A 17,590-nucleotide genomic window follows, 5' to 3' on the forward strand; every position below is an offset into this window, starting at 1 on the left:
TCTGGAATTGCCCTGTCATTCTGGCTGATTTACGCCATAATCCAGACAAAATGCCCGCCCATATTGCCTTCAGGGCCATACAGAAGATAACAAAGGGCTGACCTGCCATGCTGACTGTCAAGAGCAAGCTGCTGCTGCTCTCTCGCTATTTCTGGTTGATCCTGCTGGTATTCCTGGCTTTTGTGGCCAGCTTTGTGCTGTATGTGCGGGCAGAAAAGGCCATCGACCACGCCAATGATCTGCGCGAAACATCCATCCTGCTGGCCAGTGAGTTACGCCAGTCTTCGGACGACCTCACCCGCATGGTGCGCAGCTATGTGGTGACCGGTAATGTGCTGTATCAGCAGCATTATCGGGAAATCCTCGCCATTCGCGATGGCAAGGTGCCACGTCCGGTGGATTACCAGAACATCTACTGGGATCTGGTTTTGGGTGATGACCGTCGCCCGCAAACGGCAGTTGCCACGCCTTCCTTGCTGCAGCGCATGCAGGAGGCCGGTTTTACCCCTGCCGAGCTGGCTCTCCTGGCCAGGGCGAAGGCCAATTCCGATGCGCTGACCAGCACCGAATGGGCAGCGATGAAACTGGTGGCAGACAATCCGCCGCTGGATTCGCCACCACGCCTGCACGCCATCCGCATGCTGCATGATGAAGCCTATCACCGCGCCAAGGCCAGCATCATGGAGCCGATTGCGCGCTTCAACCAGCTTTCTTCGCAACGTACGGTACAGGCCATCCACGATGCCGAACGCTATGCCTGGCAGCTGCGCATTGTGTTCATCACCTTCGGCCTGCTGCTGTTGCCGCTGTTCTGGGCGCTGCGGCGCAATCTGCAGGGAATACTGGGAGCCAGTGTCGGGGAGTTGCATGCCAGCATTGCCCGCCTGGGGCGTGGGGATTTTTCGCACACCTTTGCGCCTGCCCCCGGGCAGGAGGACAGCGTGATGGGCTGGCTGGCCCAGACCCGTCTGAAACTCAGCCTGATGGCACAGGCGCAGCAAGCGGCTGATGCCCGCAACCAGCGGCTCACCGGTCTGTACAACGCCCTGAGTCAGTGCAATCAGGCCATTGTGCGCAGCCGTAGCGAGCGCGAGTTGTTCGAACAGATATGCCAGGCAGCGGTTGAACACGGTGGCATGAAGATGGTGTGGGTCGGCCTGCTGGACGAAACCGGGCAATACATCCGTCCCCTGTGTGCCTGGGGGCAGGGCACCGACTACCTGAGCGATTTGGTGTTGTCCACCGATCCGGCCAACCCGCACAGCCAGGGCCCCACCGGTCAGGCGGTACTGAGTGGTCAGGCACAATGGCTGGCCGACTTCATGCACAACCCGGCTACCGCCCCCTGGCATGCCCGTGCCGCCCGTTACGGCTGGGGTGCTTCCGCTGCCTTGCCCTTGCATTGCAAGGGGCGCGTGGTCGGCGCCTTGACGCTGTACAGTGCCGAGGCCAATGCCTTTGATGCCGATGCGCGCAAGCTGATAGAAGAAATGGTGATGGACCTGGACTACGCGCTGGACAGTTTCCAGCGCGAACAGCAACGCCAGCAGGCAGAAGCCGCCTTGCAGCAAAGCGAGCAGCGTTTGCGCACCATTATTGAAACCGAGCCCGAATGCATCAAGGTACTGGACCGCGATGGCCGGGTGCTGGAAATCAACCGCGCCGGCATGGCCATGCTGCAGGCCGACAGCGTGGAGCAGGTACGCCACTATGGCGTGCTGCATTTTGTATTGCCGGACTATCACGCCGACTTCCAGCACTTGCACCAGCAAGTGATGAGTGGGCAAAGCGGCACACTGGAATTTGAAATAACCGGCTTGCAGGGGCAGCGGCGCTGGCTGGAAACCCATGCTGCACCAATGCGGGACGAGCAGGGTGAAATCAGCATGCTGCTGGCCATCACCCGCGACATCACCCTGCGCAAGCAGAACGAGCAGCATATCCGTTATCTGGCGCACTACGATGTGCTGACCGGCCTGCCCAACCGGGTGAAGCTGGAAGAGGAAGCCGAGCGGATGCTGGCCGGCCTGAGTGCCAGCGACGATGTGCTGACCCTGATGTTCATGGACCTGGACCACTTCAAGGACATCAACGATTCACTGGGCCACAGCGTGGGGGACGCCCTGCTGGTCCAGCTGGCGGCCAGGTTGCGTCAGGCCGCGCCGCAAAATGCCTTGCTGTCGCGTCTGGGTGGTGACGAATTCGTCCTGCTATTGCCTGGGATGACGGCCGATGCAGCGGGCGATCTGGCCGAAACCGTGCTGGGTGACGTTGCCCGCAGCTATCGGGTGGCACCGTATGATCTGAATATCTCCGCCTCCATCGGCCTGGCCCTGTATCCGCAGGACGGGCAGGATCTGGAAACCCTGTCCCGCCGTGCCGATGCCGCCATGTATCAGGCGAAAAAGGCCGGTCGCAGCTGCTACCGCTTTTACACTGCTGCCCTGCAGGCCAAAACCGCACGTCACCTGCAACTGGTCAATGCCTTGCGGGTGGCGCTGGAGCAGCAGCAGTTCACCATTCACTACCAGCCGCAGATTTCCATGACCGATGGCCAGCTGCTGGGGGCCGAGGCCCTGCTGCGCTGGCATCATCCCGAGCTGGGCCATGTGTCGCCGGGCGAGTTCATCCCGGTAGCGGAAGACTGCGGCCTGATTCTGCCTCTGGGCGAATGGGTGTTGCGCCAGGCTGTGCGGCAGGCCCGCCAGTGGCGCGATCAGGGGTTGCAGCTGGGCATGGCGGTCAATCTGTCGGCGGTGCAGTTCCGCCAGCCGGACCTGCCTGTACTGGTGGCCCGCATCCTGCAGGAAGAGGGTTTGCCCGCCGATTGCCTGGAGCTGGAACTGACCGAAGGCGTGGCCATGTACGACCCACAGCAGGCGGTGGCGGTGATGAACGCCCTGCATGAAAAGGGCGTACGCATGTCGATAGACGATTTCGGCACGGGGTATTCTTCGCTCAACCTGCTCAAGCAGTTCCGCGTTTACAAGCTGAAAATCGACCAGACCTTTGTGCGGGATATCGTCACCGACTCGGAAGACCGGGCGATCGTGGCGGCCATCATCGACATGGCGGCCAATCTGGGCTTGCTGACCATTGCCGAAGGGGTGGAAACCGCCGAGCAGTACGCCCTGCTGCGCGAACAGGGTTGTCAGGAGATGCAGGGCTATCTGTTCAGCCGGCCCTTGCCGGCTGCCGATTTCTTCGCGCTGGCCAGCCAGACGCCGCGGCCCTTGCTGACGTGTGAGTCAAGACCGCTAACTCACACCATGGCAAGCGGCTTGCACGGCTGCTCATGCTGCAGCCAGTGCTGTAGTGCAGTGGCGGGCAGGGCAGGGCTGAACAGGTAACCCTGCTGTGCCTGGCAACCCTGTTGCAACATGAAGTGGTACTGGCTGTCCTGTTCCACGCCCTCGGCAATCACGGTCAGTCCCAGGCTGTGCCCCAGTGCAATCACGGCCTTGCAGATGGCGGCATCGTTGGGGTTGTCCAGCACGTCGCGCACAAAGCTGCGGTCGATCTTGATCTGATCCAGCGGCAGGGTTTTCAGATAGGACAATGACGAATACCCGGTGCCGAAGTCATCCAGCGCAAAGGTCACGCCCAGGGAACGCAGCTGGTTCATCTTGCTGGCTGCGTCATCCAGCTTCATCAGCAGCAGGCTTTCGGTGATTTCCAGCTTCAGCAAGGACGGGTTGGCGCCGGTGTTGCTGAGCAACTGGCTGACACGTTCGACAAAATCAGACTGGTGGAACTGGCGGGCACTCACATTGACGGCAATGCTCAGTGCAGACAAATGCGGCTGCCCGGCCCATTGCGCCAGTTGCTGGCAGGCCTGCTGCAACACCCAGTGGTCAATGGCCAGAATCAGGTTGCTCTGTTCGGCCAGCGTGATGAAGCTGCCGGGCAGCATCAGGCCGTGCTGCGGATTGTGCCAGCGCAGCAGCGCTTCCACGCTGCGGCAGGGCTGCTGGTGGTGGATCTGCGGCTGGAAGTAAAGCTCGAACTGGCCGTGTTCCAGTGCCTGATGCAGTTCGCTTCCAGCCGGGTGCGGTTGTTGATTTCCGCCTGCATCAAGGGGTCGAAGAAGCGCAGGGTATTGCGGCCGGCAGCCTTGGCCTGATACATCGCCAGGTCGGCTTCCTTCAGGATGTCCTCGCTACAGGCATGTTCGCGCGCAAACAAGGCAATCCCCAGACTGGAGCTGCTGCGGTAGGCATGACCATTCAGGCTATAGGGCTGGTGTAGGGAAAGCAGGATTTTGCGGCCCACGGTTTCCGCTTCGCGCAGCGCCTGTTCGCGCTCCTCGCCCAGGTTCTCCAGCATCACGATGAATTCATCCCCGCCCAGTCTGGCCACGGTATCGCCAATGCGCAGGCCCTCCAGCAGGCGGGCGGCCACCTGTTGCAGCAGGATGTCACCCATATCGTGGCCCATGGTGTCGTTCAGCGACTTGAAGTTATCCAGGTCCAGGAACAGCAGCGCACCATACTGCTGCTTGCGCCTTGCATTTTCCAGTGCGTGTTGCAGGCGCTCCAGCAGCAGGCGGCGGTTGGGCAGATGGGTGAGCGGGTCGTAAAAGGCCAGCGTCTGGATCTTGTCTGCCGCCGCCTTGCGTTCGGTAATGTCCTGGAAGATGGCGACGAAATGGCTGGTGGCACCCTGTCCGTCCACCACCGCGGTGATGGTGAGCCATTCCGGGTAGATGTCCCCGTTTTTGCGTGCATTCCAGATTTCACCCTGCCACACACCCTCTTCCTGCAGGGCTTGCCACAGTTGCTGGTAAAAAGCCGGAGGATGACGGTGCGAGCTGAGTACCGCCGGGGTTTTGCCCACCACGTCCTCGCTGCTGTAGCCGGTGATTTTGCAGAAGGAGGGGTTGACCCGCAGGATGATGCCCTGGCTGTCGGTCACCATGATGCCTTCCTGGGTCTGGAAGCTGGTGGCGGCAATGCGCAGTTCATCTTCCATGGCCTTGTGCTGGGTGATGTCCATCACAAAACCGTGCCATAGCACCACATCGCCTTCCGCCTCCGGCATCGCATCCACCAGCAGCCATTTGATGCTGCCATCCGGCATGCAGATGCGGTATTCAATGCGCCATTGTGTCAGCGTGCGGGCCGAATCCTGCAAGGCAGTCATGAAATGCGCGTAGTCGTCGGGGTGCACCATTTCACGAATCGGGTCGGCACACTGGCGCACCGCTTCCGGACGGATGCCGTAGATGTCGTAAAACGCTTCACTGGCAAACGGGAAGCAACCGTGGCCATCGGCAAACAGCCGGTACTGGAACACCACGCCGGGAATTTGCGACACGATCTTGCGCAGCAGGCGGTTGGCAGCGTGCTCGGCAGCCTGTTCTTCTTCGCGCTGTATCCGGCTTAGCAGGCTGTTGAACGATGTGGCCAGCAAGCCCACTTCATCCTGATGACAGACCGGCAAGGCCTGCTTGGGCAGTTCGCCATCGCCCATCCGGTTGAGCAGCCGGGTGGCTTCGGTCAGCGGCAGTAACTGGCGGCGCAGCCACCACCAACTGATGCCACCGGCCAGCAAGGTGAGGCACAAGGCCATGCCGAACAACTGCTGTTGCAAGGCGCGGATGGGGGCAAAGGCTTCTGCCGCCGGCAGGACCGACTGCATCAGCCAGCCGGTGGATTTGATTTTCACGCTGGAGGACAGCTCCAGCACGCCGTGAGAACTGACCGCAATGCCGGAACCCTCGTAGCCGTTGATATAGCGGTCATACACCGGGTTGATGCCCGGTGGCGGGCCGGACTTGAGCAGGCGCTCCTTGTCGGACGACATGATGTAGCGCCGGCTGGCCGGTGCGGTAATGAAGAAATTGCCGGTGGCACCATAGCGTGCGTCGCTGATGGCATCCAGGAAGTTGGGTTGTGCCAGATTGGTCACCCCCATGATCATGCCGATCATCTTGCCGTGGCTGTCCAGCATGGGTTCCAGCATCGAGACCACCGGCTGGCCGGTGAACTGGCCGTAAATCGGTTCGGTGATGTAATGACCGCCATGCTGCAAGGCCTGACGGAAAAAGGTGTTCTGCTGGTAGGTGCGGCCAAGTCGGCCCAGGTTTTCCGGAATGCTGGCCTGTACCGTTCCCTTCATGTCCATCACCACGATGCCCCAGTTGAACATCATCAGCAAAATGGGGCGACGGTCCAGTTCAGGCTGGATGGCTGCGGTAGTGAGCGGCTTGTCCTTGAACTGAACGGTGAGGGAGCGCAGCGCCTGAATGCGCTCGTTGACCGAGCGGTCCACCTCGTGCGCGGCCAGCGAGACGGCCGAAAGCTGCTGGGCCGAAATGGTATTTTCCATCTGCTGGCGCAGGGTGTGGCTGATCAGCAAGGTAGCCAGCCAGAGCGTCAGCACCAGTGCCAGCAACATGCCGAGGGTAAGGCGGGTACGCAGGGTACGCCTGCCATTCAGGGGAAAAGAAGGACTCATGTTTCTGCGTGCAATCCACGATTCTTGCTGACTGTCAGCATAGCGGAGGCATCGTAGGCTGTGTGTCTTCTTGTCGGACAAAACCCGCCAAAGTCTGAGGCTGATCAAGATTATGACAAGCGGGCCGGGCCTGTACCGCAGGCCAGGCCCGCCCGGAGAGGACTTACCAGGTGGTTTCGCGGTCCGGCGTGGCGCTGATCTGGTGGATGGTCAGGTCGGCACCGTTGAATTCTTCTTCTTCATCCAGGCGGATGCCTACGGTTTTGCGCAGCAGCGCATACACCACATAGCCACCGCCAAAACCAACGGCAATGCCTGCCACGGTACCCAGCAGCTGCGACAGCAGGCTGACGCCGCCCAGACCGCCCAGCGCGCTCTGGCCGAAAATTCCGGCGGCAATGCCACCCCAGGCACCACAGATGCCATGCAGCGGCCATACCCCCAGCACGTCGTCAATCTTCCAGCGGTTCTGGGTCTGGGTGAACAGCCAGACAAACATGCCCCCGGCCACCAGCCCCACCACCAGCGCACCCAGCGGATGCATGATGTCCGAACCGGCACACACCGCCACCAGCCCGGCCAGCGGGCCGTTGTGAATGAAGCCCGGGTCGTTCTTGCCGGCCCACATGGCACTGAGCGTGCCGCCCACCATGGCCATCAGCGAGTTGATGGCCACCAGGCCGGAAATACCATCCAGACGTTGCGCGCTCATCACATTGAAGCCGAACCAGCCGACAATCAGGATCCACGCGCCCAGCGCCAGAAACGGAATGGAAGAGGGCGGATGCGCGGAGATGCGGCCTTCCTTGCTGTAGCGGCCACGGCGCGCACCCAGATTCAGCACGGCAGCCAGGCCAATCCAGCCACCTACCGCATGCACCACCACCGAACCGGCAAAGTCATGGAAGGGCTGGCCAAAGCTGTGGCTCAGCCAGTCTTGCACGCCGTAGTGGTTGTTCCAGGCAATGCCCTCGAAAAAGGGATACACCAGTCCCACCAGCAAAAAGGTGGCGGCCGACTGCGGGTGGAACTTGGCACGTTCGGCAATGCCGCCGGACACAATGGCCGGAATGGCAGCGGCAAAGGTCAGCAGGAAGAAGAACTTCACCAGCTCATAACCATGGTGATCGGCGATATGGCGGGCATCACCCAGGAAGTTGACTCCGTAGGCCACGGTGTAACCGACAAAGAAGTAGGCAATGGCGGAGACGGCAAAGTCGGTCAGAATCTTCACCAGGGCATTCACCTGGTTTTTCTTGCGCACGGTGCCCAGTTCCAGAAAGGCAAAACCGGCGTGCATGGCCAGAATCATGATGGCCCCGAGGAGCAGGAACAGTACGTCTGATGGCGCGTTGGCAGTTGGCATGGCGAGTCCCGTTGTTATCGGCTGTTGTGGGACTGTGTAAAGCAAGGCGAATGCCAGCTGGCGCCGGTTTGCACCAATTTGGTCATGGCATGCACGAAAATGGCGGAAACCGGCGCTTTATTGGTGAATGACTGTCGGGATTATTTCGGCGCAAAAACAGTGCACGTGCACCAAGTTGGTGTATTTGTGCGTGTTTGTGCAACGCTTTGGTGCGTCATGCCCGGCGCGTCAGCCTGCGTGCACCGCGCTAATGCAGCTTGACCAATGGCTGGGTGCGTCGTTGCAGCAAGCGGGCTGCAGCGGTGAGCACGGTGGGTAGCCAGCCAAACAGGGTGAGCTGGTGGCGGTGGTACAAGGACAAATACATCAGCCGGGCAAACTGGCCGTGCACAAACAGGCTGCGGCGCGACAGGCTGCTCATCAGGCTGCCTACCGTGCTGTAGCGGCCCAGCGAAATCAGCGACCCCAGGTCGCGATAGCGGAAGTCCTGCAGCGGCTTGCCAGCCAGCTGGCAGCGGATGTTGTGATACAACAGCTCGGCCTGCTGACTGGCCGCCTGCGCCCGTGGCGGTACCCAGCCGCTGCCATCGGGGCAGGCGGCGCAGTCGCCCAGCGCGTAGATCTTGTCATCCAGCGTGGTTTGCAGCGTGGGGCGTACCAGCAGCTGATTGAGCCGGTTGCTGGCCAGACCATCCAGCCCGGCCAGCATGGCCGGTGCCTGTACCCCGGCCGCCCATACCACCAGTTCCGACGCAATGTTACGGCCACTGGCGGTGTGGACGGCATTGGCGTCGACGGCGCTGACCCTTTCCCCGGTCAGTACCTCCACTTGCAGATTCTCCAGCTGACGGTGCGCCCGGGCGGCCACCGAGTCGGGCAGTGCCGGCAGGATGCGTGGCCCGGCTTCGATCAGGGTCAGCCGGATGTCGCGGTCCGGATTGATGTTTTCCCGCCCATGCGCCACCAGTTCGCGCGTGGTGTTGCGCAGTTCGGCCGCCAGTTCCACCCCGGTGGCCCCGGCACCGATGATGGTGACGTGCAATTGCCCGGCGCGCAGCGGCCCGTTTTGCAAACTGGCGCGAATGCAGGCATTGACCAGTTGCTGATGAAAACGGCTGGCCTCTGCCGGGGTGTTCAGGCAGATGGCGTGCTCGGCCACGCCGGGGGTGGCAAAGTCGTTGGTGGTGCTGCCGATTGCCATCACCAGAATGTCGTAGGGCAGGGTACGCGCCGGAATCAGCGGGCGGCCCTGTTCATCTGCGGTGGCGGCCAGTTGTATGGTCTGTTGCTGACGGTTCAGCCCGGTCATGCGGCCCAGGCAAAAGCGGAAGCCGTCACGTTTGGCCTGCGCCAGGTAGTCCAGTGCCTCGCGGTGCGGGTTCATGCTGCCGGCTGCAATTTCATGCAGTAGCGGTTTCCAGATATGGCTGCGGGAAGCATCCACCAGCGTGATGTCCAGTTGGGCCGAACGCTGTGCCAGCCGTCCCAGACGGCTGGCCAGCACCAGACCACCGGCACCACCACCGACAATCACGATTCTTTTCTTGTGCAAAGACATGCAGGCTCCTGATGCCTGCTGGCCGTATCCTTCCATTCATGCACCAACTTTCATGCATCAAGTAAGTTGGCGGATGAATGGTCACGACAAGCAGTGCCGGGTTAAATACAATTAATGTCAGCTACTTTGCCTGTGCCGCTATGGTGCTCGCAAACGATATAAATTCCACACATTGTGAGTGAATGGAAGAATGTATGCGTAAACGTTTACCCGGTATCGAGGCCTTGCAGGCGCTGGAGAGTGCGGCGCGCCACCAGAGTTTCACCCGCGCGGCAGAAGAGCTGTCGCTCACCCAGAGTGCCGTGTGCAAGCAGATTGCCCAGCTGGAAGACATGCTGGGCGTGGCCCTGTTTCATCGCATCAAGCGCCGGATCAGCCTGACCGAAGCCGGCCGCGCCTATGCGCGAGGCGTACGTGACTGTCTGGAGCGGCTGGAGCGCCATACCCTGGCCTTGATGGCGCATCAGGGGGCGGAAGGCGTGATCGAGCTGGCGGCCGTGCCCACCTTTGCCACCCGCTGGCTGATTCCGCGGCTGCCACTGTTCAATCAGGCGCATCCGCATATCACCGTCAACATCACCACCCGTTCCGACCCTTTCATCTTCACCGATACCGGTTTTGACGCCTGCATCCACTTTGGCAATGGGGTGTGGCCCGGTGCCGAGGCCAGCTGGCTGTTTGGCGAAGAAATGATTCCGGTCTGCAGCCCGCAGCTGGTGTGCGGGGCCGCGGTACCGGCTGCGCAAATCGCCCAATACCCCTTGTTGCATTTGTCGGCCCGGCATGAGGCCTGGCAACGTTGGTTTGTAACGGCAGGGGTGGATAATCCGCAGGCCATGGTAGGGGCGCGCTACGAGCTGTTTTCCATGCTGGTGGAAGCAGCCCGTGCCGGCATGGGGGTGGCACTGGTGCCGCGCTTTCTGGTGCAGCAGGAAATCAGCAGTGGCAATCTGCTCACCCCTTGTGATATTTCCTTGCCCAGTGACAATGCCTATTACCTGGTCTACCCGCCGGACCGCCAGCAATCGCCGCCACACCGGGCTTTTGCCGACTGGTTGTTGCAGCAGGCAGCGCGCTATCGGGAAAGCTTGTCAAAGCAGAATGAATGAGTGAAAAAAACAAGTAGAAATGCTTACAAACAGCTACATTCAAACGGTGGCTTGAAAAAGAAGAACAGTAAACGTGACATCAAGAGCAATACGCCTGCTTGCGGGGGTGATTGGCTGCCTGTTGTGCTGCCAGTTGGTCATGGCCAAGGACGTGCTGCGCGTGCTGGCCTGGCCGGGTTATGCCGACCCGGATGTGGTGCATGACTTTGAACGGCGCTATCAGGTCAGCGTCGAAGTGACCTTTGTCGATTCCGACGAGGCACTGTGGGCCCGCATGCACGCCGCAGGCGGACCACGTTTTGATGTGGTTGCCGCCAATACCGCCGAAATGCAGCGCTACCATGCTGCCGGGCTGTTATTGCCACTGAACCCGTCCCTGATTCCCAATCTGCAACGCCAGCTGCCACGCTTTCGTGACCGGGCCGGCATTCCCGGCCTGCAGCAGCAGGGGAAGCTGTATGCCGTGCCCTATACCTATTCCACCATGGGCATCATTTACGACAAGCGGCAATTTGCCCGCCCGCCGGACTCCATGAACGTGCTGTGGGACCCGCGCTATCGTCACAAGGTGCTGGACTTCAACAGCGGGCCGCACAATTTTTCCTTTGCCGCGCTGGCCAGCGGCATTGCCCAGCCCTTCCGGCTTGACGCCGCACAACAGGCTGCCATGGTGAAGCGGCTGATCGACCTGCGGCGTAATGTACTGACTTATTACAACCTGCCCGAAGAAGCCACCGAACTGTTCATCCGCCACAAGGTGGCGGTGATGTTCGGCAATTACGGCACCCAGCAGCTCAACTCGCTGCGCCAGGCCGGGGCCGATGTCGGCTATGCCATTCCGCGCGAGGGCGTGCTGGCCTGGCTGGACTGCTGGGCGATGACGCGCGCAGCACGCCAGCCGCAATTGGCACAGCAATGGATCAACTACATGCTGGAGCCCTCGGTCAGCGCGCTTCTGCCCACCAGACAGGGGCTGGCCAATACACTCAGTGCCAGTGCCGACCTGCCATCCGGCGCGCGCGTGTTGTGGCTGCAGCCGGTGGAAAATGCCAACCGGCGTGAAGCGCTGTGGCAAAAAATCTATTCTGGCGACTTGCCGGGGAGCTTCTGAATCATGCGCTCCGGTCTCTTGTTCAAACTCGCCTTGCTGCTGGCCATTTTCGGCATCCTGTCCTCCGGCATTACCGGCTACTACGCCTATACCGCCAATCGCGCCATGCTGGTGTCGGCAACGCAAAGCGACTTGCTGACCGCCGCGCGCGGGGTGAACCGGCGCATGGTGCAATGGGAGGATGAAGCCGCAGACGATACCTTGCTGCTGTCACGCCTGGTGCAAGTGCAGGTGGTGATCAACCAGCGCAATGGCAGTGAAGCCAGACGGGCGCGGGATGAACTGGCGCAGGCCTTCGCTGCCATGCTGGCCCTGCATCCGGAATACCTGCAGGTGCGGCTGATCGGCACGGCGGACAACGGGCTTGAACTGGTACGGGTCGACTCCAGGTCCGGGCTGACAGCGCGGGTGGATGGTGGCGATTTGCAGGAAAAAGGCCACTTCCCCTATGTGTTTGAAACCCTGGCGCTGCCGGCCGGGCAAATTTACCAATCGTCTATCGAAGTGAATCACGAGCGTTCCTCGCATGATGCCGAAGGCGGCCCGGCCTGATGGTAGCTACCCCCTTGCCGCGCAGTGATGGCCAGCCCGGCGGCCTGCTGGTGATCAATCTGGACCTGGAACGCTTGCTGGGCCAGTTGCGCAGTGATTTGCCCAAGGATTACCAACTGTATCTGGCCAATCGCTGGGGGGATTTTCTGGTTCACCCGGACCCGGCCCAGACCTTCGGTTTCGACAAGGGACGGCGGGTGCTGATGCAGGACAGCTTTGCCGCCACCAAAGCCTTGTTCGAACGCAAGCAAAACCAGCTGGCGCTCAGCGGCCTGGACGACCCGCAACAAGCCGCCGGACAGGTGATGGCCTTTGTCCGCCATCCGCTTGGCCGTGGCAATCGTGACGACTTCATCGTCACCGGCCTGGTGCAACCGCTGGATACCGCGGTGGCCGGTGCGGCACCACTGGGGCAGCGCATCATCCACATGGTGCTGGCTTTCAGCGTGATTGCCATCATGCTGGCGGTGGTGTTTGCCCGTGCCATGCTGCGACCCATCAACACCCTGGCGCAGGCGGCCAGCAGTTTCTCCACCACGCAACTGCAGCAGGCACTGCCGGTAGAGCGCAATGATGAAATCGGCGTGCTGGCACGCAATTTCGATCGCATGCAGCGGCAGATCAACAGCCATATGGCCAGCCTGTACGACAACCAGCGCGAATTGAGCTATCTGGCACACCACGACAGCCTGACCGGCCTGGCTAACCGTGCGCTGTTTTTCCAGCGGCTGGAACAATTGCTGGAGCAAGCGCAACGCAATACCAGCCAGTTTGCCGTGCTGTTTGTCGACCTGGACCACTTCAAGCAAATCAACGACCAGCATGGCCATGCCATTGGCGACCAGGTGCTGCAGATCGTGGCGCGCGCCTGCTGCATGCGGTGCGTGGTAACGATATGGTGGCGCGCATGGGCGGGGATGAATACCTGATCCTGCTGCAAGGCAGCTTTACGACAGATGGTCTGTCCGAACTGCTGTCCAAGCTGTCGCTCAGTATTGGCGAACCCATACTGGTGGAGGGCAAGAAGCTGGAAGTCGGGGCCAGTATCGGTTACAGCCTGTACCCGCGTGACGGTACCACGGCCGAACAACTGGTCAACCAGGCCGACCATGCCATGTATCATGTCAAGGCCATCCAGCGTGATGGACATACCCGGCAATTGCCTTACAACTGAGCACGGCTCCGCGCTATCCCCATTGACATGTCCAGGCCCGACCACGTGGCGACCACGTCTTTCCGCTTTCCCTTGCTGACGGCTTGTCGGCAGGGGCGTAGTTCTCCCGGCAGCGTGCAGGCCTTGCCGGAACTGCTGCGCCAGTTGCATCACTGTTTCCGCCTGCCATGCGAGCGCATGGGGGTGGAATTCCAGCTGGAACTCGACCCCGCGCTCAGCACGCCGCTGCTGCTGGATGCCGTGCGGCTGCAAGCGCTGGTCCGCCATTGGCTGGCGGCAGCCTTGCAAGATGGCCAACTGCGACAAATCAGCTTGCGGGTGCAGCTCTTGGCCCAGCAACAAATGCAGCAGATCATCAGCGTGGAAGTCAGCACCGTGCGCCATGTGCCGCTGGCGGGCCTAGCCCCGCACGCACTTGCCCGGGCCCGCAAGCCGACAACAGCGGCTTTGTCATCTGCTGTTATCAGCCGGCAACTGGCGCGGCAGCTGGGTAGCCGCCAGCACTGCGAATACCAGGCTGATGGCCAGCAATACAGTGTGCTGCTGCATGCTCCGCTGGCTTCTCCCGGCACGCTGCCGCAGCCCTGGCAGTGGCCCATCCTGCTGCTGGAGCCGGATGCCGGCCGTGCGGCGGAACTTGCCGGGCAATGGCAAGTACTTGGCTATCCATTTGAAAGAGTGGACACCGCGACTGCTGCACGGCAGCGCTGGCAACAGGGCCCGCTGGCCTTGCTGCTGGTGAGCGAGCGGCAATGGCTGAACGCCGGTCTGGAACTGGCACAATCCATTCGCGCGTGCGAAGCCGCCGAACCATGGCGTGGCCATACGCCCTTGCTGCTGGCTGGGGCCGATCCTCTCTCGCTGAGCGTATCCACTTTGCCCCTGCTGGATGCCAGCTTGCCATGGCCGCCGGAGGACGCTGCCTGGCTGCGCGCGGTGACGGGCTGCCTGCCGGTGGTGCCGCCCGCGGCCATTCACTTGCCGGTACTGGACCGACAGGTGCTGTTTGGGCTGAGCCAGGGGGACTGGGCGCTGGAGCTACCCTTGCTGCAGGATTTCGCCCGCGACAAGCAGGCCGATCTGCAGCAACTGCTGCAAGCCTGGCAGCGCTCTGACCAGCAAACCTTCATCCTGCTGGCCCATCGCATCAAGGGTGCCAGCCGCACGGTGGGCGCGGCCGCCATGGCCGACTGTGCCGCCCGGCTGGAAGCCGAGGCGCGTGCCGGGCTGTCTGCCGCCTGCATGGCCCTGGTGCTGGAGCTGGAACAGGCACTGGACGATTTTGTCGATCATCTGCAGCACGGATGAGGGGAGCGGGCATGGCGCAATGCGGCACAAGCGCCTAAAATGTCCCGACAATTCCTAAAGCCCCTACGCTGGAGAGACCGCTCATGGCTGTTATCCGTCAGGATGATTTCATTCAAAGCATCGCCGATGCTTTTCAGTACATCAGTTGCTACCACCCCAAGGACTACATCGACGCCCTGTATCAGGCCTATCTGCATGAAGAAAGCCCGGCGGCCAAGGACGCCATGGCGCAGATCCTGATCAACAGCCGCATGTGTGCCGAAGGCCGTCGCCCCATCTGCCAGGATACCGGCATTGCCGTGGTATTCCTGAAAGTGGGCATGAATGTGCAGTGGGACGCCACCCTGTCGGTACAGGAAATGGTCAACGAAGGCGTGCGCCGCGCTTACAACAACCCGGACAACAAGCTGCGCGCTTCCGTGCTGCTGGACCCGGCTGGCAAGCGTCAGAACAGCAAGGACAACACCCCGGCCGTGGTGCACTTCGAAATCGTCGAAGGCGATGGCGTGGAAGTGACCTGTGCGGCCAAGGGCGGTGGCTCGGAGAACAAGTCCAAGTTCTACGCGCTCAATCCGTCCGACAGCATTGTCGACTGGGTGATCAAGACCGTGCCCACCATGGGTGCCGGCTGGTGCCCGCCGGGCATCCTCGGTATCGGCATTGGCGGTACCCCGGAAAAAGCCATGTTGCTGGCCAAGGAAAGCCTGATGTCGCACGTGGACATCCACGAGCTGAAAGCCAAGGCTGACAGCGGTGCCGAGCTGTCCCGCGTAGAACAGCTGCGCCTGGAAATCTTCGAAAAAGTGAATGCGCTGGGTATTGGCGCACAAGGCCTGGGCGGTCTCACCACTGTGCTGGACGTGAAGATTCTGGACTACCCGACCCACGCCGCCAGCCTGCCGGTGGCCATGATCCCCAACTGCGCCGCCACCCGTCACATCCATTTCCATCTGGATGGCAGCGGCCCGGCCCATCTGGCTCCGCCCAGCCTGGAAGACTGGCCGGAAATCACCTACGACACCAGCAATGGCAAGCGTGTGGATCTGGACAAGATCACCAAGGAAGAAGTGGCCAGCTGGCAGCCGGGTGATGTACTGCTGCTCAACGGCAAGATCCTCACCGGTCGTGATGCCGCGCACAAGCGCATGGTGGACATGCTGAACAAGGGCGAGGCGCTGCCGGTGGACTTCACCAACCGCTTCATCTACTACGTGGGCCCGGTTGATCCGGTGCGTGACGAAGTGGTTGGCCCGGCTGGCCCCACCACTGCCACCCGCATGGACAAGTTCACCCGCCAGATGCTGGAACAGACCGGCTTGCTCGGCATGATCGGCAAGGCCGAACGTGGCCCGGCTGCCATTGAAGCCATCAAGGACAACAAGGCGGTATACCTGATGGCAGTGGGTGGTTCGGCCTACCTGGTGTCCAAGGCCATCAAGGCCTCCAAGGTAGTGGGTTTTGCCGACCTTGGCATGGAAGCCATCTACGAGTTCGAAGTAAAAGACATGCCGGTAACGGTAGCGGTCGATTCCAACGGTATCTCGGTACACAACACCGGCCCGGCGGAATGGCGCGTTAAGATCGGCAAGATTCCGGTCAACAAGGCCTGAGCCTGAACCGGTATCGCTGCAAGCAGAAACCCGCCATCCGGCGGGTTTTTTCATTTGCGTTCCAGACCGGCAGCTTCAGGCCAATGCCTGTGCCGCCGTGGGCAGTGGCACGCGAATGGACAGGGCATTGAGTGCGATGGCATGCAGCATCTGGTCCACCGTGGTGCAGCAGTCGGCCAGCACGGCTACTTCATACTTGTCGGCAGCGCGCGACAGGGCGGTATGGGTGACGCAGTTTTGCGTCATCATGCCGCACAGCAGCAGTTGGCGGATGCCCAGTTCATCCAGCGTGGCTTGCAGGCTGGTTTCATGAAAGCTGTCGGCCGCCTGTTTCACCACCACCGGAGCATGCGGCGCAGCGGCCAGAATGCGCGGGTGAAGGGCAACGCCTGCGCTGCCAGCATTGAAGAAGGGGGCGATACCCTTGCTGCTGTCCGCCACGTGTTGCACCAGAATCACCGGCATGCCCAGTGCATGTGCCCGCTCGATGGCGGCTACGCAGTTATCCAGCACTGCTTCGCTGTTCCACAGCGGGTATTTGCCGTCGGGGAAATAGTCGTTTTGCAGGTCGATGACGATGAGTGCGCGTTGTGTGTGCGGCATGATGTGCTCCGGTTGTGGCTGAAGGTGCAGCCATTATCGGTAGTCACTGCGTTGGGAAAAAGTGGCCCGATTGCCAGAATGCGTTAAGATCGGGCCAATTCCATCTGTCGGAAATGCCCCATGTCGCCTCCTATCATTGCCGTACTGGCATTCCAGCACATCAGCCCGTTTCATCTGTCGGTGCCCTGTGTGGTGTTTGGCGATGCGCATCCGGACATGCCGGCCTTCACCCTGCGTGTATGCGTAGTGGACGCCGGTCCCATCCGCACCTCGGCCGGTTTTTCCATTGCCTGCGATTACGGGCTGGAAGGGCTGGACGGCGCGGACATCATCATCCTGCCCAGCTGGCAGGTAGGCAGGCCGGTACCGCACGCGCTGGTGCAGGCCTTGCAGCAGGCGAGTCAGGCTGGCGTGCAGATAGTCGGCCTGTGCCTGGGGGCGTATGTGCTGGCCGAAGCCGGTTTGCTGGATGGGCGCAATGCCACCACTCACTGGGCGTATGCCGAGGACTTTGCCAGTCGTTACCCGCAAGTGCGGCTGGACCCGGCAGTACTGTATGTGGAAGACGGGCCGCTGCTGACCTCCGCCGGTACGGCCGCCGGGCTGGATTGCTGCCTGCATCTGTTGCGTCAGCGTTATGGCGCGGAGCTGGCCAATGGCGTGGCCCGTCGGCTGGTGGTGCCGCCGCATCGGCAGGGCGGGCAGGCGCAGTTCATTGCCCAGCCGCTGCCAGTGTCGGC

At 61.4% G+C, this 17,590-nt stretch carries 12 protein-coding genes and 1 pseudogene; 8 read left to right on the top strand and 5 right to left on the bottom strand.

All coding sequences use genetic code 11. The features are described 5' to 3' along the window. Window positions 1-107: 107 nt before the first annotated feature. Window positions 108-3,350, top strand: a complete 3,243-nt coding sequence (locus tag AWT75_RS13785; protein ID WP_082696102.1) for a putative bifunctional diguanylate cyclase/phosphodiesterase — start codon at window positions 108-110, stop codon at window positions 3,348-3,350. Here the strand turns inward: AWT75_RS13785 and AWT75_RS13790 are convergent. From AWT75_RS13790 to AWT75_RS13805, 4 genes are all read right to left on the bottom strand, one after another. After that, window positions 3,263-4,021 carry a putative bifunctional diguanylate cyclase/phosphodiesterase gene (locus tag AWT75_RS13790; RefSeq protein WP_338021304.1) on the bottom strand — a complete coding sequence of 253 codons (759 nt, stop codon included), beginning with the start codon at window positions 4,019-4,021 and terminating at the stop codon, window positions 3,263-3,265. The genes AWT75_RS13785 and AWT75_RS13790 overlap by 88 nt on opposite strands. Further along, the gene (locus AWT75_RS13795; protein WP_082696104.1) at window positions 3,913-6,459 is read right to left on the bottom strand and encodes a sensor domain-containing diguanylate cyclase; all 2,547 of its coding nucleotides are present in this window, start codon (window positions 6,457-6,459) and stop codon (window positions 3,913-3,915) included. The genes AWT75_RS13790 and AWT75_RS13795 overlap by 109 nt, the downstream gene beginning before the upstream one ends. 163 nt (window positions 6,460-6,622) lie before the next feature. After that, a complete protein-coding gene (locus AWT75_RS13800; protein WP_045847441.1) occupies window positions 6,623-7,825 on the bottom strand; it encodes an ammonium transporter in 1,203 nt (400 codons plus the stop codon). Between the two features lie 247 nt (window positions 7,826-8,072). Next, window positions 8,073-9,383: an NAD(P)/FAD-dependent oxidoreductase gene (locus AWT75_RS13805; RefSeq protein WP_153013339.1), complete on the bottom strand. Its 1,311-nt coding sequence runs from the start codon at window positions 9,381-9,383 to the stop codon at window positions 8,073-8,075. 194 nt (window positions 9,384-9,577) lie between these two features. On the opposite strand from AWT75_RS13805, the gene gcvA reads away from it, so the two are divergent. The 6 genes and pseudogenes from gcvA to AWT75_RS13830 all read left to right on the top strand — a co-directional run bounded on the left by gcvA (window position 9,578) and on the right by AWT75_RS13830 (window position 16,247). Further along, the gene (gcvA, locus tag AWT75_RS13810) at window positions 9,578-10,492 is read left to right on the top strand and encodes a transcriptional regulator GcvA (RefSeq protein ID WP_062789665.1); all 915 of its coding nucleotides are present in this window, start codon (window positions 9,578-9,580) and stop codon (window positions 10,490-10,492) included. A gap of 73 nt (window positions 10,493-10,565) precedes the next feature. Continuing rightward, window positions 10,566-11,603, top strand: a complete 1,038-nt coding sequence (locus AWT75_RS13815; RefSeq protein ID WP_062789667.1) for an extracellular solute-binding protein — start codon at window positions 10,566-10,568, stop codon at window positions 11,601-11,603. Window positions 11,604-11,606: 3 nt separating this feature from the next. Beyond that, window positions 11,607-12,155 carry a hypothetical protein gene (locus AWT75_RS22990; protein ID WP_239689596.1) on the top strand — a complete coding sequence of 183 codons (549 nt, stop codon included), beginning with the start codon at window positions 11,607-11,609 and terminating at the stop codon, window positions 12,153-12,155. A gap of 485 nt (window positions 12,156-12,640) precedes the next feature. Further along, a pseudogene (locus tag AWT75_RS22995) lies at window positions 12,641-13,329 on the top strand (HAMP domain-containing protein). A 45-nt stretch (window positions 13,330-13,374) separates the two neighbouring features. Continuing rightward, a complete protein-coding gene (locus tag AWT75_RS13825) occupies window positions 13,375-14,637 on the top strand; it encodes an Hpt domain-containing protein (RefSeq protein WP_161937754.1) in 1,263 nt (420 codons plus the stop codon). Between the two features lie 83 nt (window positions 14,638-14,720). Beyond that, complete coding sequence (locus AWT75_RS13830; RefSeq protein WP_062789671.1) at window positions 14,721-16,247, top strand: fumarate hydratase; 1,527 nt, start codon at window positions 14,721-14,723, stop codon at window positions 16,245-16,247. 75 nt (window positions 16,248-16,322) lie between these two features. On the opposite strand, the gene AWT75_RS13835 is transcribed toward AWT75_RS13830, so the two are convergent. Further along, on the bottom strand, window positions 16,323-16,850 hold the full coding sequence (locus AWT75_RS13835) for a cysteine hydrolase family protein (protein WP_062789673.1): 528 nt from the start codon (window positions 16,848-16,850) through the stop codon (window positions 16,323-16,325). A 120-nt stretch (window positions 16,851-16,970) separates the two neighbouring features. On the opposite strand from AWT75_RS13835, the gene AWT75_RS13840 reads away from it, so the two are divergent. Then, window positions 16,971-17,590, top strand: a 620-nt coding sequence (locus tag AWT75_RS13840; protein WP_193394084.1) for a GlxA family transcriptional regulator, incomplete at its 3' end; no start/stop codon positions are given.

This window comes from Aquitalea pelogenes (assembly GCF_001515305.1).
In the GTDB taxonomy this organism is placed as follows: Bacteria; Pseudomonadota; Gammaproteobacteria; order Burkholderiales; family Chromobacteriaceae; genus Aquitalea; species Aquitalea pelogenes.